Annotated in this window: 20 protein-coding genes; 16 read left to right on the top strand and 4 right to left on the bottom strand. The window is 56.4% G+C overall.

The genetic code is table 11. The features are described 5' to 3' along the window. Positions 1 to 41: 41 nt before the first annotated feature. Genes gyrB through dnaA form a run of 4 tightly spaced genes read right to left on the bottom strand, consistent with a single transcriptional unit; the run spans position 42 to position 6252 of the window. Positions 42 to 2459 (bottom strand): DNA topoisomerase (ATP-hydrolyzing) subunit B, encoded by a 2418-nt coding sequence (gene gyrB, locus ACZ89R_RS18380; protein WP_007902994.1) that lies wholly within the window; start codon positions 2457 to 2459, stop codon positions 42 to 44. Positions 2460 to 2464: 5 nt separating this feature from the next. Further along, the gene (gene recF / locus ACZ89R_RS18375; protein ID WP_008007898.1) at positions 2465 to 3568 is read right to left on the bottom strand and encodes a DNA replication/repair protein RecF; all 1104 of its coding nucleotides are present in this window, start codon (positions 3566 to 3568) and stop codon (positions 2465 to 2467) included. Between the two features lie 20 nt (positions 3569 to 3588). Further along, the gene (gene dnaN, locus ACZ89R_RS18370) at positions 3589 to 4692 is read right to left on the bottom strand and encodes a DNA polymerase III subunit beta (protein WP_007903001.1); all 1104 of its coding nucleotides are present in this window, start codon (positions 4690 to 4692) and stop codon (positions 3589 to 3591) included. A gap of 39 nt (positions 4693 to 4731) precedes the next feature. Beyond that, the gene (dnaA, locus tag ACZ89R_RS18365; protein ID WP_008007897.1) at positions 4732 to 6252 is read right to left on the bottom strand and encodes a chromosomal replication initiator protein DnaA; all 1521 of its coding nucleotides are present in this window, start codon (positions 6250 to 6252) and stop codon (positions 4732 to 4734) included. Positions 6253 to 6819: 567 nt separating this feature from the next. On the opposite strand from dnaA, the gene rpmH reads away from it, so the two are divergent. The 16 genes from rpmH (at position 6820) to atpG (ending at position 20929) form a co-directional block, all read left to right on the top strand. After that, complete coding sequence (gene rpmH / locus ACZ89R_RS18360) at positions 6820 to 6954, top strand: 50S ribosomal protein L34 (protein ID WP_003213577.1); 135 nt, start codon at positions 6820 to 6822, stop codon at positions 6952 to 6954. Between the two features lie 16 nt (positions 6955 to 6970). Beyond that, positions 6971 to 7372: a ribonuclease P protein component gene (gene rnpA, locus ACZ89R_RS18355; protein WP_032830545.1), complete on the top strand. Its 402-nt coding sequence runs from the start codon at positions 6971 to 6973 to the stop codon at positions 7370 to 7372. Continuing rightward, complete coding sequence (gene yidD, locus ACZ89R_RS18350) at positions 7365 to 7610, top strand: membrane protein insertion efficiency factor YidD (protein WP_052966011.1); 246 nt, start codon at positions 7365 to 7367, stop codon at positions 7608 to 7610. The genes rnpA and yidD overlap by 8 nt, the downstream gene beginning before the upstream one ends. A 2-nt stretch (positions 7611 to 7612) precedes the next feature. Next, positions 7613 to 9301, top strand: a complete 1689-nt coding sequence (gene yidC, locus ACZ89R_RS18345) for a membrane protein insertase YidC (RefSeq protein WP_123495588.1) — start codon at positions 7613 to 7615, stop codon at positions 9299 to 9301. Positions 9302 to 9380: 79 nt separating this feature from the next. After that, on the top strand, positions 9381 to 10751 hold the full coding sequence (mnmE, locus tag ACZ89R_RS18340) for a tRNA uridine-5-carboxymethylaminomethyl(34) synthesis GTPase MnmE (protein WP_123495590.1): 1371 nt from the start codon (positions 9381 to 9383) through the stop codon (positions 10749 to 10751). 553 nt (positions 10752 to 11304) lie between these two features. Further along, entirely contained in the window at positions 11305 to 13203 is a 1899-nt protein-coding gene (mnmG, locus tag ACZ89R_RS18335) for a tRNA uridine-5-carboxymethylaminomethyl(34) synthesis enzyme MnmG (protein ID WP_429545005.1), read from the top strand. Further along, a complete protein-coding gene (gene rsmG / locus ACZ89R_RS18330) occupies positions 13200 to 13844 on the top strand; it encodes a 16S rRNA (guanine(527)-N(7))-methyltransferase RsmG (RefSeq protein WP_429545006.1) in 645 nt (214 codons plus the stop codon). The genes mnmG and rsmG overlap by 4 nt, the downstream gene beginning before the upstream one ends. Before the next feature lie 18 nt (positions 13845 to 13862). Further along, the gene (locus ACZ89R_RS18325) at positions 13863 to 14660 is read left to right on the top strand and encodes a ParA family protein (RefSeq protein ID WP_008007890.1); all 798 of its coding nucleotides are present in this window, start codon (positions 13863 to 13865) and stop codon (positions 14658 to 14660) included. Positions 14661 to 14669: 9 nt separating this feature from the next. Next, positions 14670 to 15542, top strand: coding sequence for a ParB/RepB/Spo0J family partition protein (locus ACZ89R_RS18320; protein ID WP_123495596.1), 873 nt, complete (start codon positions 14670 to 14672; stop codon positions 15540 to 15542). A 148-nt stretch (positions 15543 to 15690) separates the two neighbouring features. Beyond that, positions 15691 to 16098, top strand: a complete 408-nt coding sequence (locus ACZ89R_RS18315; protein WP_007903021.1) for a F0F1 ATP synthase subunit I — start codon at positions 15691 to 15693, stop codon at positions 16096 to 16098. 16 nt (positions 16099 to 16114) lie between these two features. Then, entirely contained in the window at positions 16115 to 16984 is an 870-nt protein-coding gene (gene atpB, locus ACZ89R_RS18310; protein WP_123495598.1) for a F0F1 ATP synthase subunit A, read from the top strand. Positions 16985 to 17117: 133 nt separating this feature from the next. Next, positions 17118 to 17375 carry a F0F1 ATP synthase subunit C gene (gene atpE, locus ACZ89R_RS18305; protein ID WP_002555987.1) on the top strand — a complete coding sequence of 86 codons (258 nt, stop codon included), beginning with the start codon at positions 17118 to 17120 and terminating at the stop codon, positions 17373 to 17375. A 57-nt stretch (positions 17376 to 17432) separates the two neighbouring features. After that, positions 17433 to 17903 (top strand): F0F1 ATP synthase subunit B, encoded by a 471-nt coding sequence (locus tag ACZ89R_RS18300; protein WP_063342029.1) that lies wholly within the window; start codon positions 17433 to 17435, stop codon positions 17901 to 17903. A gap of 12 nt (positions 17904 to 17915) precedes the next feature. Next, entirely contained in the window at positions 17916 to 18452 is a 537-nt protein-coding gene (locus tag ACZ89R_RS18295) for a F0F1 ATP synthase subunit delta (protein WP_007903030.1), read from the top strand. Between the two features lie 21 nt (positions 18453 to 18473). Then, complete coding sequence (atpA, locus tag ACZ89R_RS18290; RefSeq protein ID WP_007903032.1) at positions 18474 to 20018, top strand: F0F1 ATP synthase subunit alpha; 1545 nt, start codon at positions 18474 to 18476, stop codon at positions 20016 to 20018. Positions 20019 to 20068: 50 nt separating this feature from the next. Then, on the top strand, positions 20069 to 20929 hold the full coding sequence (atpG, locus tag ACZ89R_RS18285) for a F0F1 ATP synthase subunit gamma (protein WP_007903034.1): 861 nt from the start codon (positions 20069 to 20071) through the stop codon (positions 20927 to 20929). Positions 20930 to 20950 lie beyond the last annotated feature (21 nt).

The following is a 20950-nucleotide window of genomic DNA, read 5'->3' as shown; positions in this document are numbered from 1 at the left end:
CGCTAAGCGTTGGCCTTTTTTATTTTAGCGGTCCTGCCGGATCAGAAGTCCAGGTTGGAAACCGCCAAGGCATTACTTTCGATGAAGTCACGGCGAGGTTCGACCGCATCACCCATCAGGGTGTTGAAGATCTGGTCTGCGCCAATGGCGTCTTCGATTGTCACTTTGAGCATCCGGCGCTGGCTCGGATCCATGGTGGTTTCCCACAGCTGATCCGGGTTCATTTCGCCCAGACCTTTGTAGCGCTGGATGGTATGACGCTTGGTGCTTTCAGCCATCAGCCATTCAAGTGCTTCCTTGAATTCGGTGACCGGCTTCTTGCGCTCGCCGCGCTGGATGTACGCGCCGTCGTCCAGCAAGGTGCTCAATTGAGCGCCCAGCGATACGACCGTCTTGTAATCGTTACTGCCGAAGAAATCGCGGTTGAACGTGATGTAGTTCGACAGGCCGTGGGAGATCAGCTCGACCTCTGGCAGCCAGACGTTACGTTCACGGTCTTCACGCAGGCTGGCTTTGTAAACCAGGCCGGATTTCTCGACGGTGCGCAGGCGAACTTCGAACTGCGCCATCCAATCCTGCATCGCTGCGTGATCGGACAGTTGCTCCATGCTCACCGCTGGCAGGTAGATGAAGTGCTCGGTCAGTTCCTGCGGGTACAGGCGCGACAAACGCTTGAGGGTCTTCATCACCAGACGGAAGTCATTCACCAGACGCTCGAGGGCTTCGCCGGAGATACCCGGGGCTTCTTCATTCAGGTGCAGGCTCGCGTCTTCCAGGGCCGACTGCGTCATGTACTCTTCCATGGCGTCGTCGTCTTTGATGTATTGCTCTTGCTTGCCTTTCTTGACCTTGTACAGCGGCGGCTGAGCGATGTAGATGTAACCGCGCTCGATCAACTCCGGCAACTGACGGAAGAAGAAGGTCAGCAACAGGGTACGGATGTGCGAACCGTCGACATCAGCATCGGTCATGATGATGATGTTGTGATAACGCAGCTTGTCGATGTTGTACTCGTCACGGCCAATGCCGCAGCCCAGCGCGGTGATCAAGGTGCCCACTTCCTGCGAAGAGATCATCTTGTCGAAGCGTGCCTTCTCGACGTTCAGGATCTTGCCCTTGAGCGGCAGAATGGCCTGGGTGCGACGGTTGCGTCCCTGCTTGGCGGAGCCGCCAGCAGAGTCACCTTCCACGAGGTACAGTTCGGAGAGGGCAGGGTCTTTTTCCTGGCAGTCAGCCAGTTTGCCCGGCAGGCCGGCGATGTCCAGCGCGCCTTTACGGCGGGTCATCTCACGGGCCTTACGAGCCGCTTCACGCGCACGCGCCGCGTCGATCATCTTGCCGACGACCAGCTTGGCTTCGTTCGGGTTCTCCAGCAAGAAGTCAGAGAAGTACTTGCCCATTTCCTGTTCAACAGCGGTCTTCACTTCGGAAGACACCAGCTTGTCTTTGGTCTGGGAGCTGAACTTCGGATCCGGCACTTTTACCGAAATGATCGCTGTCAGGCCTTCGCGGGCATCGTCACCGGTGGTGGCAACTTTGTGCTTCTTCGCCAGACCTTCAGCTTCGATGTAGGTGTTCAGGTTACGCGTCAGTGCGGAACGGAAACCCACCAGGTGAGTACCGCCATCGCGCTGAGGGATGTTGTTGGTGAAGCACAACAGATTCTCGTTGAAGCTGTCGTTCCACTGCAGGGCGATTTCCACGCCGATGCCGTCTTCACGCTGGATGTTGAAGTGGAACACCTGGTTGACCGCAGTCTTGTTGGTGTTCAGGTATTCAACGAACGCACGCAGGCCACCTTCATACTTGAACAACTCTTCTTTGCCGCTGCGCTCGTCCTTGAGGACGATGCCGACACCGGAGTTGAGGAAGGACAGTTCACGAATCCGCTTGGCCAGGATGTCCCAGCTGAAGTGGATGTTCTTGAAGGTTTCAGCCGAAGGCTTGAAGTGGATCTGGGTGCCAGTGGTTTCGCTTTCGCCAACGATTTTCATCGGCTCTTGCGGAACACCGTGGACGTAAGTCTGTTCCCAGATCTTGCCGCTGCGGCGAACGGTCAGGATCAGTTCTTTGGACAGTGCGTTCACCACCGACACACCTACACCGTGCAGACCGCCGGATACCTTGTAGGAGTTATCGTCGAACTTACCGCCGGCGTGCAGCACGGTCATGATGACCTCGGCCGCCGAGACGCCTTCTTCTTTGTGCACGTCTACCGGGATGCCACGACCGTTGTCGCGAACGGTGATGGATTCGTCCGGGTGGATGATGATGCTGATGTCGTCGCAATGGCCGGCCAAAGCTTCGTCGATCGAGTTATCGACCACCTCGAACACCATGTGGTGCAGACCACTGCCATCGTCAGTGTCACCAATGTACATACCGGGACGTTTGCGTACGGCATCCAGGCCTTTCAGCACTTTAATGCTCGTTGAGTCGTACGTATTTTCTTCGCTCAATGCCTTCACTCCCGATGGTCGTGGGTCTGGGTGATACGGCCCTGTTCCACGTGGAACAGAGCGACTGGCGTTTCCGTCTGCCAGCCTTCCCTCAATAATTCGTGATCTACACAGGTGATAAAGACCTGGCAGCGTAAGTCTTCCAGCAAGCGGCAAAGCGCGCGACGGTGGTGCTCGTCCAGTTCGGACGGCAGGTCATCCACCAGATAAATACACTGGCCGCGACGGGCCTGGCTAACCAGGTGCCCTTGGGCGATCCGCAATGCACAGACCACCAACTTCTGCTGGCCACGAGACAAGATGTCCGCGGCGTTATGTGCGCCCAATCTAAGACGCAAATCAGCGCGTTGTGGTCCGGCTTGGGTATGACCCATTTGCTGATCCCGTTGAAGGGACCCGGCGAGCACTGCACTCAACTCACGGTCTTTGTCCCAGCCTCGGTAATAGCTGAGCGTTAAGCCCTCAAGCTCAACCAGTTCGCTCAAGGTCTGTTCAAAGACTGGTTTCAAGGCTTTGATGTAAGCGCGGCGGTATTCATCTATTTCAGCGCTGGCCTGGCACAGTTCCCTGTCCCAAACCGCTTGCGAAACGGCGTCAAGTGTACCATGTCGCAGCCAAGAGTTTCTCTGGCGCAAGGCCTTCTGCAAGCGCTGCCACGTGGACATGAATCGGGGTTCCACGTGGAACACACCCCAGTCGAGAAACTGTCGGCGAATCTTCGGCGCACCTTCCAGCAGGCGGAAGCTGTCCGGGTTGATCAACTGCAACGGCAGGATCTCTGCCAGTTGCGCAGCACTTCGGGCGTTCTGCCCATCGATGCGGATCTGGAACTCACCCTGCCGGTCACGAGATATCCCTAATGCGCTGTGTCCACCCTCGGCCAGTTCGACCTGGCCAAACACCGTGCATGCCAATTGCTCGTATTGAATTACGGGTAACAGACGGCTGCTACGAAACGAACGGGCAAGCCCCAGCAGATGAATGGCTTCCAGAACACTGGTTTTGCCGCTGCCGTTGGCGCCGTAAAGAATGTTGATTCGGGGGGAAGGGGAGAAGGTCACCGGGTGCAGATTACGCACCGCGGTGACCGAGACGCGACTTAAGGACATCTAGGTTCTGCTGAGCATGTTTACAGACGCATCGGCATGACAACGTAAGCCGAGTCGTCGTTGTCGGACTCTTGTACCAGCGCACTGCTGTTGGAGTCGGACAGAATCAAGCGAACCTGCTCGGTGGTCATCACGCCCAGTACGTCGAGCAGATAGCTCACGTTGAAGCCGATTTCCAGAGAGCCGCCGTTGTACTCAACGCCCACTTCTTCTTCCGCTTCTTCCTGCTCCGGGTTGTTCGCCTGGATCTTCAGCTGACCATTGGCCAGTTGCAGACGGATGCCACGGTACTTCTCGTTGGACAGAATCGCGGTACGGCTGAACGCTTCACGCAAGGCCTGGCGATCGCCGAGTACCAGCTTGTCGCCGCCTTTAGGCAGAACACGCTCGTAGTCAGGGAATTTACCGTCGACCAGTTTCGAGGTGAAAGTGAACTCGCCGGTGGTGGCGCGAATGTGGTGCTGGCCCAGCACGATGCTGACATTGCCGTCCGGTTCTGTCAGCAGGCGCGCCAGCTCAAGGATACCCTTGCGTGGCACGATAACCTGGTGGCGATCAGGTTGGCCGATATCGGCCTGCATCGAACACATGGCCAGACGGTGACCGTCGGTGGCCACGGCGCGGATAATCCCGGCCGAGACTTCCAGCAGCATGCCGTTGAGGTAGTAGCGTACGTCCTGCTGCGCCATCGCGAAGCTGGTGCGTTCAATCAGACGACGCAGTTTGCTTTGCTCAAGGCTGCAGGTCAGCGAGCCTGGGCCTTCTTCCACCGTCGGGAAGTCATTGGCTGGCAGGGTCGAAAGGGTGAAGCGGCTTCGGCCGGCCTTCACCACGAGCTTCTGCTCGTCGACCTTGATGTCGATCAGCGCATCGTTCGGCAAGCTCTTGCAGATGTCCATCAGCTTGCGCGCAGGCACAGTGATGGAACCCGGGTCCGCAGGCTCTTCGAGTTGTACACGACCGACCAGCTCGACTTCCAGGTCGGTACCGGTCAGCGACAATTGCTGGCCTTCGACAACCAGCAGCACGTTGGAGAGCACCGGCAAGGTCTGTCGGCGCTCGACGACGCCTGCGACCAGTTGCAGGGGTTTCAACAGGGCTTCGCGTTGAATGGTGAAATGCATGGTCTAGTCCCTTGCCTTAATAAGCTGCGCTGGTGTTCATCAAGTAGTCAGTGTACGCAGCAGGTTCTTATAGTCCTCGCGGATGTCCGCGTCGGATTCCTTAAGCTCGTTGATCTTGCGGCAGGCGTGCAAAACAGTCGTGTGATCGCGGCCGCCAAACACATCGCCGATTTCCGGCAGGCTGTGGTTGGTCAATTCCTTGGACAACGCCATGGCGACCTGACGCGGACGTGCTACCGAGCGTGAACGACGCTTGGACAGCAAGTCGGAGATCTTGATCTTGTAATACTCGGCGACGGTGCGCTGAATGTTATCCACAGACACCAGTTTGTCTTGCAGCGCCAACAAGTCTTTCAGGGATTCGCGAATCAGCTCGATGGTGATATCGCGGCCCATGAAGTGCGAGTGGGCGATCACGCGTTTGAGCGCGCCTTCCAGTTCGCGGACGTTGGAGCGAATACGCTGGGCAATGAAGAACGCTGCGTCGTGTGGCAGATCGACTTTGGCCTGGTCGGCCTTTTTCATCAGGATCGCCACGCGGGTTTCCAGCTCTGGCGGCTCGACGGCAACCGTCAAGCCCCAGCCGAAACGTGACTTCAGGCGTTCTTCAAGGCCTTCGATTTCTTTCGGATAGCGGTCACTGGTAAGAATGACCTGCTGGCCACCTTCAAGCAGGGCGTTGAAGGTGTGGAAAAACTCTTCCTGGGAACGTTCCTTGCGGGCGAAGAACTGAATGTCATCGATCAGCAACGCATCCACCGAGCGGTAGAAGCGCTTGAACTCGTTGATCGCATTCAGCTGCAAGGCCTTGACCATGTCCGCGACGAAACGCTCGGAATGCAGGTACACAACCTTGGCATTCGGATTCTTCTTTAACAGGTGGTTACCCACAGCGTGCATCAAGTGGGTTTTACCCAAGCCGACACCGCCATAAAGGAAGAGCGGGTTATAGCCGTGCTTGGGGTTGTCCGCCACCTGCCAGGCCGCAGCCCGGGCCAGTTGGTTGGACTTGCCTTCGACGAAGTTCTCGAAGGTAAAGGTGCGGTTCAGGTAACTGGTGTGCTTGAGCGCGCCTTCGACCTGCACCGTACGCTGTTCGGAGCGAACCGGGGCTTGTTGCGAACTGGCGCCTGCCATTGGATCGAAGCTGTCGCGAGACGGCTCTTCACTGACCTCGGCTACTTTTTGTGTCGCACGTTTGGTCGATGCAGCTGCCGGGGCTGGCGCCGGAGCGCTGACAGGCGCTTGAGCGGCCTGAGCCTGAGACGCCGCGGCGGCCAATGGAGCATTAGGTGCCGCACGCGGTGCCGAACTGCGTTTGCTGCCTATTAATAAGGAGAGCGCCGGCGCCAGGCCATTGCCATGCTCATCGAGCAGTTCAAGGACGCGCCCCAGGTACTTTTCATTGACCCAATCGAGAACAAAACGATTCGGCGCATAGACACGCAGCTCGTCGCCTTCGGCTTCGACCTGTAGTGGACGGATCCAAGTGTTGAATTGTTGGGCAGGCAGCTCATCGCGCAAAAGCTCTACGCACTGCTGCCAAAGTTCCACTGACACGGATATCCCCTAAGTTGAAAGCCGGTGAGGCAAAAACAAGCAGTCATTGTAGCGACCAGTCGTCCACTTATCCACATGCAGGTTGCGCACAGGGCATGATTTATCAATGCGTTAACCCTCGAAAAGAAGACCAACGGTATGTGCATAAGCTCTGTGGATAACCGCCCATGAGGGCACTGGACAAGTGGGGGCGAAACTCGGTGGATAACCTTCCTGTGGATAACTGGCCTTTCCACACACAGCTTATCCGACAGCGCAGCACAGGCTGACCACCGTTTTCCACCGTAGTTGTCATTCTCTGTACATCACGGTTTAGAAGGGCTAAAGGCAGTTATCCACAGATGAACGTGCCTCTAGCTTTTATAAGCTTTACAGAAAAGCTTTAAATAATTCCCTTCTTTATTTCTATATCTGGCGAACGACCTTCGCCGGGTAAATCGTCTGGAGATCTATTTATAAGGAAACGCTGGTTGGAAATTGACCTAGAGGCTTGCTTTCTCTAGAATCCCCGGTCTCTTAAAACGGGGGCCATTCCGGCCCGTTGTGGACGAACCAGGTAACACGACAATGAAACGTACTTTCCAACCAAGCACTATCAAACGCGCTCGTACCCACGGTTTCCGTGCTCGCATGGCTACCAAGAACGGTCGTGCCGTTCTGTCGCGTCGCCGCGCCAAAGGTCGTGCGCGTCTGGCAGTTTGATAAGCCGGCACTGGAGGTGAGTCAGGACTTCAGTCGGGAAAAGCGTCTGCTTACCCCCCGGCATTTCAAGGCAGTCTTTGACTCCCCTACCGGCAAGGTTCCGGGGAAAAATCTCCTGCTCCTTGCGCGCAATAACGATCTTGATCACCCCCGTCTCGGGCTGGTTATCGGGAAAAAGAGCGTAAAGCTCTCCGTCGAGCGCAATCGCCTCAAACGTCTGATGCGCGAATCGTTTCGCCTGAACCAGGATTTACTGGTCGGTTGGGACATCGTTATCGTCGCGCGCAAAGGTTTGGGTGACGTAGAAAGCCCCGAATTGATTCAGCATTTCGACAAACTCTGGAAACGTCTGGCACGCAGCAAGCCGGTACCAGCAGTCAAAACCGAAACTGTAGGGGTAGACAGTACCGATGCGTAAACTGGCACTCGTTCCGATCCAGTTTTATCGCTATGCCATCAGTCCCCTGATGGCCAGTCACTGTCGTTTCTACCCCAGTTGTTCCTGCTACGCGTATGAAGCCATAGAAAATCATGGCCTTCTGCGCGGTGGCTGGCTGACCTTTCGTCGTTTAGGTCGCTGTCATCCGTGGAATCCCGGTGGTTATGACCCGGTTCCATCTATCCCTACCTCCCGTTCTTCTTCGATGGCCGAGTAATCATGGATATCAAACGCACGATCCTGATCGTCGCCCTGGCAATCGTGTCCTACGTTATGGTTCTTAAATGGAACCAGGACTATGGTCAGGCTGCCCTGCCGACTCAGAATGTTGCTTCCAGTACTACCGCACCGGGCCTACCGGATACGGCGACTGGCAATAATGCTTCTGTCAGTGACGACATTCCACGCGCCACAAGCGATACCAGTGCAACTGCACCTGCTGAAACACCAGTAGCTGCAAGCAAAGACCTCATCCAGATCAAAACGGATGTGCTCAACCTGGCAATCGACCCACAAGGTGGCGATGTTGCCCAGTTGACGTTGCCACTGTATCCACGTCGTCAGGATCATCCGGAAATTCCATTCCAGCTGTTTGATAACGGCAACGAGCGGACTTATCTGGCTCAGAGTGGCCTGATCGGCACCAACGGTCCGGACGCAAGTCCTGCCGGTCGTCCGGTTTACTCCTCCGAGAAGAAGATTTATCAACTGGCTGACGGTCAAGACCAATTGGTCGCAGACCTGAAGTTCAGCAAGGACGGTGTCAACTACATCAAGCGTTTCACGCTGAAACGTGGCCTGTATGACGTAACCGTTTCCTACCTGATCGACAACCAGAGCGCTCAGCCCTGGTCCGGTGCAATGTTCGCGCAATTGAAGCGTGATGCCAGCTCCGATCCTTCTTCCAGCACCGCCACCGGCACCGCGACTTACCTGGGCGCCGCCCTGTGGACAAGTAACGAGCCGTACAAGAAAGTGTCGATGAGCGACATGGACAAGGCTCAGCTGAAAGAAACCGTCACCGGTGGTTGGGTTGCCTGGTTGCAACACTACTTCGTGACTGCGTGGATTCCGGTCAAGGGCGAAAACAACATCGTCCAGACCCGTAAAGACAGCAAAGGCAACTACATTATCGGCTACACCGCCCCGGCAATGACTGTCGCGCCAGGTGCAAAAGCCGAAACCAGCGCCGTTCTGTACGCAGGTCCGAAAAGCCAGGCTGTCCTGAAAGAGTTGTCCCCAGGTCTGGAACTGACCGTCGACTACGGCATTCTGTGGTTCATTGCCCAGCCAATCTTCTGGTTGCTGCAACATATCCACGCGCTGGTTGGTAACTGGGGCTGGTCGATCATCTTCCTGACCATGCTGATCAAGGGGATTTTCTTCCCACTGTCGGCTGCCAGCTACAAATCCATGGCGCGCATGCGTGCAGTGGCACCGAAACTGGCCGCGCTGAAAGAGCAACATGGCGACGACCGGCAGAAAATGTCGCAAGCCATGATGGAGCTGTACAAGAAAGAGAAGATCAATCCGCTGGGTGGCTGCTTGCCAATCCTGGTGCAGATGCCGGTTTTCCTTTCGCTGTACTGGGTTCTGCTGGAAAGCGTGGAAATGCGCCAGGCGCCGTTCATGCTGTGGATTACTGACCTGTCGATCAAGGATCCGTTCTTCATTCTGCCGATCATCATGGGTGCAACCATGTTCATCCAGCAGCAGTTGAACCCGACTCCTCCGGATCCGATGCAGGCGAAGGTCATGAAAATGATGCCAATCATCTTCACCTTCTTCTTCCTGTGGTTCCCGGCGGGTCTGGTGCTGTACTGGGTAGTGAACAACGTATTGTCGATCGCCCAACAGTGGTACATCACGCGTAAGATCGAAGCGGCTACCAAAAAAGCCGAGGCGTAACTTACTCTGTGGATAACCACTCAAAACGCCCCCTAGTGGGGCGTTTTGCTATCTGTCACTTTTGTCTGGATACCGGTTTATGAGCGTTCCTCGTGAAACCATCGCTGCCGTCGCCACCGCTCAAGGTCGCGGCGGGGTGGGCATCGTCCGTATTTCCGGGCCGCTGGCGAGTCTGGCGGCCAAAGCCATCAGCGGCCGTGAATTGAAACCGCGGTTTGCCCATTACGGCCCGTTCCTCAGTGCAAACGAAGAGGTGCTGGACGAAGGCATCGCGCTTTATTTCCCTGGACCGAACTCGTTCACCGGCGAAGATGTGCTTGAACTGCAGGGCCACGGCGGGCCGATCGTTCTGGATATGTTGCTCAAACGTTGCCTGGAGCTGGGCTGTCGTCTGGCCCGACCAGGTGAATTCAGCGAGCGTGCCTTCCTCAACGACAAGCTCGATCTGGCTCAGGCCGAAGCCATTGCCGACTTGATCGAGGCAAGTTCTGCACAGGCGGCACGAAACGCCCTGCGTTCGTTGCAGGGTGCGTTTTCCCAGCGTGTGCATAACCTCACCGAACAACTGATAGGCCTGCGTATTTACGTCGAAGCAGCCATCGACTTCCCCGAAGAAGAAATCGACTTCCTCGCTGATGGTCATGTCCTGAGCATGCTCGACAAAGTGCGCGACGAATTATCCACAGTGCTGCGTGAAGCCGGGCAGGGGGCCTTGCTGCGTGACGGCATGACCGTGGTGATCGCCGGCCGGCCGAATGCCGGCAAGTCCAGCCTGCTGAATGCCTTGGCCGGACGTGAAGCTGCGATCGTGACCGAGATTGCCGGCACGACCCGGGATATTCTTCGCGAACATATCCACATTGATGGCATGCCGTTGCACGTGGTCGACACTGCCGGCTTGCGCGATACCGATGATCAGGTGGAAAAAATTGGCGTCGAACGGGCATTGAAAGCTATCGGCGAGGCAGATCGGGTCTTGCTGGTGGTCGATGCCACAGCTCCCGAGGCCCTTGATCCCTTTGCCTTGTGGCCTGAATTCCTCGAAACCCGCCCGGACCCGGCAAAAGTTACCCTTATCCGCAACAAGGCTGACCTGACGGGGGAAGCGATTGCCCTGGAGGTCAGTGGCGATGGCCATGTCACAATCAGTCTCAGTGCCAAATCCGCTGGCATGGGACTGGAACTGTTACGCGAACACCTCAAGGCCTGCATGGGTTACGAGCAAACCTCCGAAAGCAGCTTCAGTGCTCGCAGGCGTCACCTGGAGGCACTGCGTCATGCGAGTGCGTCCCTTGAGCATGGCCGTGCGCAGCTGACGTTAGCGGGTGCTGGTGAACTGTTGGCCGAAGATTTGCGGCAGGCGCAGCAGTCTTTGGGCGAAATCACCGGCGCATTCAGCTCCGATGATCTGCTGGGAAGGATCTTTTCCAGCTTCTGTATCGGTAAATAGTCCCTTCCGCAGTTCACAGACAGGCCACTCGGGCCTGTCTGCTCTCTCCTTTTCTGAAATTTTTTTACCAGTGCCGAAGCAGATTCTTCGCTTGAGCGGATTTCCCTTGCCCGGAATTTGCTCATTTGGCGGCTTTTCTGTGGATTAAGCCCTGTGAATAAGTGCCGCTAAGGGCAGTTGATAACAGGGCCTCAAAACTGAAGATAATCACCTCTGTGGATAACCACCCCTTTCATCCACAGGCTTACACCGGTTATCCAAGGGCCTCCTTGGTACATGACCACAGGGTTTTGAATCTCTGTACACATTGAAAATAAAGGGCTGTACCAATCTATCCACAGAAAGGTGGCTCAGTAGAAATAAACATAAAAACAAAGATTTAATAAATTTCTCTCTTTTTAATTTCTATAACCCCGACTTCTCCACAGCTGGTTAAATTTTGTGCAAAGGGTTCTTTAGGAAGGGCGAAGTCCCTATACTTGCCGACCAGGTCCAAAAACCTGAGCTCAAACTATTTCCGGATTACCTGACTGAAGCAGGCACGAGGTGCGTGGTGGATTTCCCTTCCCGTTTTGAAGTGATCGTCATCGGCGGCGGTCATGCCGGTACCGAGGCAGCACTGGCGTCAGCACGTATGGGGGCAAAAACCCTGTTGCTGACGCATAACGTGGAAACCCTCGGTGCCATGAGTTGCAACCCGGCCATTGGCGGGATCGGCAAAAGCCATCTCGTTAAAGAAATCGATGCCTTGGGCGGCGCAATGGCCATGGCTACCGATAAAGGTGGTATTCAGTTTCGCGTATTGAACAGCCGCAAAGGCCCAGCCGTGCGTGCAACCCGCGCTCAGGCAGATCGGGTTCTGTACAAGGCCGCTGTCCGCGAAGCTTTGGAAAACCAGCCGAACCTGTGGATATTTCAACAGGCTGCTGACGACCTGATCGTCGAGCAGGAACAAGTGCGCGGTGTTGTCACCCAAATGGGCCTGCGTTTCTTCGCAGATTCGGTCGTGTTGACCACTGGCACCTTCCTCGGCGGACTTATCCACATCGGCATGCAGAATTATTCCGGCGGTCGCGCCGGTGATCCGCCGTCGATTGCGCTGGCTCATCGTCTGCGTGAACTGCCATTGCGTGTCGGTCGCCTGAAAACCGGTACGCCGCCGCGTATTGACGGTCGCTCTGTGGATTTCTCGGTGATGACCGAGCAAGCGGGGGATACGCCGATTCCGCTGATGTCGTTCATGGGTTCCAAAGAGCAGCATCCGCAACAGGTCAGCTGCTGGATTACCCACACCAACGCCCGTACCCACGAAATCATTGCTTCGAACCTTGATCGTTCGCCGATGTATTCCGATGCGGGGTTGATCGAAGGCATCGGTCCGCGTTATTGCCCATCGATCGAAGACAAGATCCACCGCTTTGCCGACAAGGAAAGTCACCAGGTCTTCATCGAGCCGGAAGGTCTGACCACCCACGAGCTGTACCCGAACGGGATATCCACATCCTTGCCGTTCGATGTGCAATTGCAGATCGTTCAATCGATCCGCGGCATGGAAAACGCGCACATCGTTCGTCCGGGCTACGCCATCGAGTACGACTACTTCGACCCGCGTGACCTGAAGTACAGCCTGGAAACCAAAGTGATTGGCGGTCTGTTCTTCGCTGGGCAAATCAATGGCACCACCGGTTACGAAGAAGCTGGCGCCCAGGGTTTGCTGGCCGGAGCCAACGCCGCACTGCGTGCGCAGGGCAAAGACGCCTGGTGCCCGCGTCGCGACGAAGCGTACATCGGCGTTTTGGTCGACGACCTGATTACCCTAGGTACCCAGGAACCGTATCGGATGTTCACGTCCCGCGCCGAGTACCGTTTGATCCTGCGCGAAGACAATGCCGACCTGCGCTTGACCGAAAAAGGTCGCGAATTGGGTCTGGTGGATGACGTGCGCTGGGCAGCGTTCTGCAAGAAACGCGAAAGCATCGATCTGGAAGAGCAACGCCTGAAAAGTACCTGGGTTCGCCCGGGTACCGAGCAGGGCGATGCGATTTCCGAGAAATTCGGTACGCCGCTGACCCACGAATACAATTTGCTCAACCTGCTGAGCCGTCCGGAAATCGACTACGCTGGTCTGATCGCTGTGACCGGTGGGGGCGCAGAAGATCCACAGGTCGCCGAACAGGTCGAAATCAAGACCAAATATGCCGGTTACATCGATCGTCAACAGGATGAAATCGCGCGTCTGCGGGCCAGCGAAGACACCAAACTGCCTGTGGATATCGATTACACGAACATCTCCGGTCTCTCGAAAGAGATCCAGAGCAAGCTCGGCGCGACCCGTCCAGAGACTTTGGGCCAGGCGTCGCGTATCCCGGGCGTAACCCCGGCAGCGATTTCGCTGTTGATGATTCATTTGAAAAAACGCGGCGCGGGCCGTCAGTTGGAGCAAAGCGCTTGAGTTCGTTGGTTACCTCGCAACACGCCGAAGAGTTATCCACAGGCGCGCGCCAGCTCGGTGTCAACCTGACGGAAGCCCAGCATGCACGGCTGCTGGGTTATCTGGCCCTGTTGATAAAATGGAACAAGGCCTACAACCTCACGGCCGTGCGTGATCCGGACGAAATGGTTTCACGGCATTTGCTCGACAGCCTGAGCATTATGTCCTTCATCGAAAACGGTCGTTGGCTGGATGTGGGCAGTGGCGGCGGCATGCCAGGGATTCCCCTGGCGATCCTGTTTCCCGAGTCGCAAGTGACCTGCCTGGACAGCAACGGCAAGAAAACCCGCTTCCTGACTCAGGTCAAACTCGAACTCAAACTGGATAACCTGCAAGTTATCCACAGTCGCGTCGAAGCCTTCCAGCCTGAACTGCCATTCAACGGGATCATTTCCCGTGCGTTCAGCAGCATGGAGAACTTCAGCAACTGGACTCGCCATTTGGGCGACGCCGAAACACGTTGGCTGGCAATGAAGGGCGTTCATCCCGCCGATGAGCTGATAGCATTGCCGGCAGACTTCCACCTCGATAGCGAACACGCCCTGGCCGTACCCGGTTGCCAAGGCCAACGCCATCTGCTGATACTGCGCCGCACGGCATGATTGGGAACACAAGCAAGAATGGCTAAGGTATTCGCGATAGCGAACCAAAAGGGTGGTGTGGGCAAGACCACCACCTGCATCAACCTCGCAGCTTCCCTGGTCGCTACCAAGCGTCGGGTGCTGTTGATCGATCTCGATCCACAAGGCAACGCCACCATGGGTAGCGGTGTGGATAAACACGGCCTGGAAAACTCGGTCTACGACCTGCTGATCGGCGAATGCGATCTGGCCCAGGCTATGCACTATTCCGAGCATGGCGGTTATCAATTGCTGCCGGCCAACCGCGACCTGACCGCGGCCGAAGTCGTTCTGCTGGAAATGCAGATGAAGGAAAGCCGTCTACGCAGTGCGTTGGCGCCGATCCGTGAAAACTACGATTACATTTTGATCGACTGCCCGCCGTCGCTGTCGATGTTGACGCTCAATGCGCTGGTTGCCGCCGACGGGGTGATTATCCCCATGCAGTGCGAGTACTTCGCGCTCGAAGGGTTGAGCGACCTTGTGGATAACATCAAGCGCATTGCCGAACTGCTGAACCCGAATCTGAAAGTCGAAGGCCTGTTGCGGACCATGTACGACCCGCGTCTGAGCCTGATGAACGACGTATCGGCGCAGCTCAAGGAACACTTCGGCGATCAGCTCTACGACACCGTCATTCCACGCAACATCCGCTTGGCCGAAGCGCCAAGCTATGGCATGCCGGCGCTGGCGTACGACAAATCATCGCGGGGCGCGATTGCCTATCTGGCATTGGCTGGCGAGATGGTTCGCCGTCAGCGCAAAAACTCACGCATCGCCGCTGCTCAGGCAACTTAAGGAATTCCCATGGCCGTCAAGAAACGAGGTCTCGGACGTGGACTGGATGCACTGCTGAGTGGTCCGACTGTCAGCTCGCTGGAAGAGCAAGCAGTACAAGCCGATCAGCGTGAGCTGCAGCACCTGCCCCTGGACCTGATCCAGCGTGGCAAGTACCAGCCGCGTCGGGACATGGATCCTCAGGCGCTGGAAGAGCTGGCGCAGTCGATCAGGGCCCAGGGCGTGATGCAGCCGATCGTGGTGCGCCCGATCGGCAGCGGGCGCTTCGAAATCATCGCCGGCGAACGCCGCTGGCGTGCCAGCCAGCAGGCTGGCCAGGAAACCATCCCGGCAATGGTTCGCGATGTGCCGGATGAAACCGCCATCGCCATGGCGCTGATCGAGAACATCCAGCGTGAAGACCTCAATCCGATCGAAGAAGCGGTGGCCTTGCAGCGTTTGCAGCAGGAATTCCAGCTGACTCAGCAACAAGTTGCCGAGGCTGTGGGTAAGTCCCGCGTCACCGTGGCCAATCTGTTGCGTCTGATTGCGCTGCCGGAAGTCATCAAGACCATGTTGTCTCACGGCGACCTGGAAATGGGTCATGCCCGTGCCTTGCTCGGTTTGCCGGAAAATCAACAAGTTGAAGGGGCGCGACACGTTGTCGCACGGGGGCTGACTGTGCGCCAGACTGAAGCACTGGTTCGCCAGTGGTTGAGTGGCAAACCGGAGCCTGTGGAACCGGCAAAACCGGACCCGGATATCACCCGACTCGAGCAGCGTCTGGCCGAGCGCCTAGGCTCTGCGGTGCAGATCCGCCACGGAAAGAAGGGTAAGGGGCAGCTGGTGATCGGCTACAACTCTCTTGATGAGCTTCAAGGTGTGCTCGCACACATCCGCTGAAACAATTCCTCATGTAGCGTGAAGTCGGAAATCACTACCTGACAGTTGAATAGGGGCAGAACCGCCCCTATACTCTGCGCGCATTTTGTCGGCACAAATTATGCCAAGTTATTGAATTCTGGCAGCCGACCATTGGGGAGCAAAAGAGATGGAAAACCGCACGCCAGACCGCTTGCCGTTCCATCGCCTGGCAGTTTTTCCGGTGTTAATGGCTCAATTTGTCGTTTTGCTGATTGCCGCTTTGGCGCTCTGGCAATGGCATGGAGTCGTTGCCGGGTACTCGGGACTCTGCGGAGGCCTGATAGCCTTGCTTCCCAATATTTATTTCGCTCACAGGGCATTTCGGTTTTCCGGCGCCCGAGCAGCTCAAGCCATCGTCCGGTCTTTTTATGCCGGCGAGGCGGGCAAACTGATTTTGACGGCAGTGCTGTTTGCATTGACGTTCGCAGGTGTGAAGCCATTGGCGCCGTTAGCAGTATTCGGCGTCTTCGTGCTGACCCAACTGGTTAGCTGGTTCGCTCCCCTGCTAATGAGAACAAGACTTTCGAGACCTTAGGGCGTTTGAGGCAACCATGGCAGAGACAACCGCTTCGGGCTATATCCAGCACCACTTGCAGAACCTGACCTTCGGTCAGCATCCAACTGGCGGGTGGGGTTTTGCCCACACCGCAGCAGAAGCCAAAGAAATGGGCTTCTGGGCTTTCCACGTCGATACGCTCGGCTGGTCGGTCGCGTTGGGTCTGATTTTCGTTCTTCTTTTCCGCATGGCGGCAAAGAAGGCGACGTCCGGTCAGCCTGGTGCTTTGCAGAACTTCGTCGAGGTTATGATCGAGTTCGTTGACGGCAGCGTGAAAGATACTTTCCACGGCCGTAATCCATTGATCGCGCCATTGGCCCTGACGATTTTTGTCTGGGTGTTCCTGATGAACGCCGTCGACCTGGTACCGGTTGACTGGATTCCGAAGCTGGCTGCCATCATTACGGGCGACCCGCACCTGGTCTTCCGTGCCGTTCCTACCACTGACCCGAATGCGACCCTGGGTATGTCCCTGTCGGTATTCGCGTTGATCATTTTCTACAGCATCAAGGTCAAGGGCATCAGCGGTTTCATTGGCGAACTGACCCTGCACCCGTTCGGCAGCAAGAACATCTTCGTTCAAGCCCTGCTGATTCCGGTGAACTTCCTGCTGGAGTTCGTGACGCTGGTGGCCAAGCCAATCTCTCTGGCACTGCGTCTGTTCGGCAACATGTACGCCGGCGAGCTGGTCTTCATTCTGATTGCTGTGATGTTCGGCAGCGGTCTGCTCTGGCTTAGCGGCCTGGGCGTAGTTCTGCAGTGGGCGTGGGCTGTGTTCCACATCCTGATCATCACCCTGCAGGCGTTTATCTTCATGATGCTGACCATCGTCTACCTGTCGATGGCGCACGAAGAGAACCATTAAGACCAGTCTCGACTAGTCTGATGTCCCACCCGGTAAAACGGGTGGGTGCCCGAACAGGGCTATGAAACGATTTGTTTTACCGCTTTAAAATCTAAAAAACCTAAACCATACGACGTAAAAGTCGGGAGGAAAGATGGAAACTGTAGTTGGTCTAACCGCTATCGCTGTTGCACTGTTGATCGGCCTGGGCGCACTGGGTACCGCAATTGGTTTCGGCCTGTTGGGCGGCAAGTTCCTGGAAGGCGCAGCGCGTCAGCCAGAAATGGTTCCAATGCTGCAAGTCAAAATGTTCATCGTTGCCGGTCTGCTCGACGCCGTAACCATGATCGGTGTTGGTATCGCTTTGTTCTTCACCTTCGCGAACCCATTCGTTGGTCAACTCGCTGGCTAATCACTCGAACCTTCGAGTTGATTGGTGTGATGTGCAACGAACGAGCGAGGTGTTGGCGTGAACATTAATGCAACCCTGATTGGCCAGTCCGTTGCGTTCTTCATTTTTGTACTGTTTTGCATGAAGTTCGTGTGGCCTCCGGTCATCGCGGCTTTGCACGAACGTCAGAAGAAGATCGCGGATGGACTGGACGCTGCCAGCCGAGCAGCTCGCGACCTGGAGTTGGCCCATGAGAAAGTGGGTCAGCAACTGCGCGAAGCGAAAGCTCAGGCAGCTGAAATCATTGAGCAAGCCAAGAAACGCGGTAATCAGATCGTTGACGAGGCTGTTGAAAAAGCCCGTATCGACGCTGACCGTGTGAAGGTTCAGGCTCAGGCCGAGATCGAGCAGGAACTGAACAGTGTCAAAGACGCGCTGCGTGCCCAACTGGGTGCACTGGCTGTCGGCGGCGCCGAGAAGATCCTGGGTGCCACAATCGATCAAAACGCGCACGCGGAGCTGGTAAACAAACTGGCTGCTGAAATTTAAGCGAGGGCGATCATGGCAGAATTGACCACGTTGGCCCGACCTTACGCTAAGGCAGCCTTCGAGCACGCCCAGGCCCACCAGCAACTGGCCTCTTGGTCAGCCATGCTCGGCCTGGCTGCAGCAGTGTCGCAAGACGACACCATGCAGCGCGTGCTCAAGGCCCCGCGACTGACGAGCGCAAACAAGGCCGCCACGTTTATTGACGTGTGCGGCGACAAGTTTGATGCCAAGGCACAGAACTTCATTAACGTCGTTGCCGAAAACGACCGTCTCCCGCTTTTGCCGGAGATATCCGCTCTGTTCGATCTGTACAAGGCTGAACAAGAGAAGTCGGTAGACGTTGAAGTAACCAGTGCTTTTGCATTGAACCAAGAACAGCAAGACAAACTCGCCAAGGTTCTCAGTGCACGACTCAACCGGGAAGTGCGCCTGCAAGTCGAGGAAGACAAATCCCTGATTGGGGGCATTGTCATCCGCGCCGGCGACCTGGTTATCGATGGCTCGGTTCGCGGCAAACTCGCGAACCTTGCCGAAGCATTGAAATCTTGAGTTTGAAGGGGCAGCAGAGCAATGCAGCAACTCAATCCTTCCGAAATAAGTGAAATTATCAAGGGCCGCATCGACAAGCTCGATGTGACCTCTCAAGCCCGTAACGAAGGCACTGTCGTCAGCGTATCTGACGGTATCGTGCGGATTCACGGTCTGGCCGACGTCATGTACGGCGAGATGATCGAGTTTCCGGGCGGCGTCTTCGGTATGGCTCTCAACCTTGAGCAAGACTCTGTAGGTGCCGTTGTATTGGGCTCCTACCAGTCTCTGGCTGAAGGCATGAGCGCCAAGTGCACCGGCCGCATCCTCGAAGTTCCGGTTGGTAAGGAACTGCTGGGTCGCGTAGTCGACGCACTGGGTAACCCGGTTGACGGCAAAGGTCCGCTGAACAACACCGAGACCGATGCGGTCGAGAAAGTTGCTCCAGGCGTGATCTGGCGTAAGTCGGTAGACCAGCCTGTACAGACTGGCTACAAAGCTGTCGATGCCATGATCCCTGTCGGCCGTGGCCAGCGTGAGCTGATCATCGGTGACCGTCAGATCGGTAAAACCGCTCTGGCGATCGACGCGATCATCAACCAGAAAGACAGCGGCATTTTCTGCGTCTACGTAGCCATCGGTCAGAAGCAATCGACCATCGCCAACGTTGTTCGCAAGCTGGAAGAAAACGGCGCACTGGCTAACACCATCGTCGTGGCGGCGAGCGCTTCGGAATCTGCAGCACTGCAATTCCTGGCTCCGTACTCCGGTTGCACCATGGGTGAATTCTTCCGCGACCGCGGTGAAGACGCGCTGATCGTTTATGACGATCTGTCCAAGCAAGCAGTGGCTTACCGCCAGATTTCCCTGCTGCTGCGCCGTCCACCAGGCCGTGAAGCTTACCCAGGCGACGTGTTCTATCTCCACTCCCGTCTGCTGGAGCGCGCATCCCGCGTTTCGGAAGAGTACGTAGAGAAGTTCACCAACGGCGCAGTGACCGGCAAAACCGGTTCCCTGACCGCACTGCCGATCATCGAAACCCAGGCTGGCGACGTTTCCGCGTTCGTTCCGACCAACGTGATTTCCATCACCGACGGTCAGATCTTCCTGGAATCGGCCATGTTCAACTCCGGGATCCGTCCTGCAGTGAACGCCGGTGTTTCGGTATCCCGTGTGGGTGGTGCCGCTCAGACCAAGATCATCAAGAAGCTCTCCGGTGGTATCCGTACCGCTCTGGCTCAGTACCGTGAACTGGCGGCATTCGCCCAGTTCGCTTCTGACCTGGACGAAGCGACCCGTAAGCAACTTGAGCATGGTCAGCGCGTTACCGAGCTGATGAAGCAGAAGCAATACGCACCAATGTCGATCGCTGACATGGCGCTGTCGCTGTATGCCGCTGAGCGTGGGTTCCTGACTGACGTCGAAATCGCCAAGATCGGCAGCTTTGAACAAGCGCTGATTGCTTTCTTCAACCGCGATCACGCCGAATTGATGGCGAAGATCAACGTGAAGGGTGACTTCAATGACGAAATCGACGCTGGCATGAAAGCCGGTATCGAGAAGTTCAAGGCCACCCAAACCTGGTAAGCCGCAGCGGGAGCCGCAAGGCTCCCGCTTGCTAACCTGATAGGTGTTACATGGCAGGCGCAAAAGAGATTCGCAGTAAGATTGCGAGCATCAAAAGCACGCAAAAGATTACCAGCGCCATGGAAAAAGTGGCGGTCAGCAAAATGCGCAAGGCACAAATGCGCATGGCTGCTAGCCGTCCTTACGCGGAGCGCATCCGCCAGGTTATTGGCCATCTGGCCAACGCCAACCCGGAATATCGCCACCCATTCATGATCGACCGTGAAGTAAAGCGCGTCGGTTACGTTGTGGTGAGCAGTGACCGTGGTCTGTGTGGTGGCTTGAACACCAACCTGTTCAAGGCCCTGGTCAAGGACATGGCGGTAAACCGCGAAAACGGCGTCGAGATTGATCTGTGTGTAGTGGGTAGCAAGGGTGCGGCTTTCTTCCGCAACTTCGGCGGTAACGTCGTTGCAGCTATCAGCCACCTGGGTGAAGAGCCGTCGATCAATGATCTGATCGGCAGCGTCAAGGTGATGCTGGATGCCTACCTGGACGGCCGTATTGACCGCCTGTCCGTGGTGTCCAACAAGTTCATCAACACCATGACGCAATCGCCTACCGTGGAGCAGTTGATTCCACTGGTGGCAACCCCGGATCAAGAACTCAAGCACCACTGGGATTATCTGTACGAACCGGACGCCAAAGAGCTGCTTGACGGCTTGATGGTCCGTTACGTGGAGTCGCAGGTCTACCAGGCGGTGGTCGAGAACAACGCGGCTGAACAAGCTGCGCGGATGATCGCGATGAAGAACGCTACCGACAACGCCGGTGATTTGATCAGCGATTTGCAGCTGGTCTACAACAAGGCGCGTCAGGCTGCGATCACCCAAGAGATCTCGGAAATCGTCGGCGGCGCTGCCGCGGTTTAACGGTTCAAATATTCAGAGGAT

The organism is Pseudomonas sp. TE3728 (genome assembly GCF_056279145.1).
Note: the sequence above shows the minus strand (reverse complement) of the source record. Positions and strands in the feature narration are given on the sequence as shown.

Bases quoted from the DNA above. Each gene is read 5' to 3' on its own strand.
- ACZ89R_RS18320 (WP_123495596.1), top strand. From the start codon at position 14,670: ATGGCCGTCAAGAAACGAGGTCTCGGACGTGGACTGGATGCACTGCTG.
- yidC (WP_123495588.1), top strand. From the start codon at position 7,613: ATGGATATCAAACGCACGATCCTGATCGTCGCCCTGGCAATCGTGTCC.
- dnaN (WP_007903001.1), bottom strand. From the start codon at position 4,692: ATGCATTTCACCATTCAACGCGAAGCCCTGTTGAAACCCCTGCAACTG.
- atpA (WP_007903032.1), top strand. From the start codon at position 18,474: ATGCAGCAACTCAATCCTTCCGAAATAAGTGAAATTATCAAGGGCCGC.
- ACZ89R_RS18295 (WP_007903030.1), top strand. From the start codon at position 17,916: ATGGCAGAATTGACCACGTTGGCCCGACCTTACGCTAAGGCAGCCTTC.
- atpG (WP_007903034.1), top strand. From the start codon at position 20,069: ATGGCAGGCGCAAAAGAGATTCGCAGTAAGATTGCGAGCATCAAAAGC.
- mnmE (WP_123495590.1), top strand. From the start codon at position 9,381: ATGAGCGTTCCTCGTGAAACCATCGCTGCCGTCGCCACCGCTCAAGGT.
- ACZ89R_RS18325 (WP_008007890.1), top strand. From the start codon at position 13,863: ATGGCTAAGGTATTCGCGATAGCGAACCAAAAGGGTGGTGTGGGCAAG.
- atpB (WP_123495598.1), top strand. From the start codon at position 16,115: ATGGCAGAGACAACCGCTTCGGGCTATATCCAGCACCACTTGCAGAAC.
- yidD (WP_052966011.1), top strand. From the start codon at position 7,365: ATGCGTAAACTGGCACTCGTTCCGATCCAGTTTTATCGCTATGCCATC.
- ACZ89R_RS18315 (WP_007903021.1), top strand. From the start codon at position 15,691: ATGGAAAACCGCACGCCAGACCGCTTGCCGTTCCATCGCCTGGCAGTT.
- recF (WP_008007898.1), bottom strand. From the start codon at position 3,568: ATGTCCTTAAGTCGCGTCTCGGTCACCGCGGTGCGTAATCTGCACCCG.
- rpmH (WP_003213577.1), top strand. From the start codon at position 6,820: ATGAAACGTACTTTCCAACCAAGCACTATCAAACGCGCTCGTACCCAC.
- atpE (WP_002555987.1), top strand. From the start codon at position 17,118: ATGGAAACTGTAGTTGGTCTAACCGCTATCGCTGTTGCACTGTTGATC.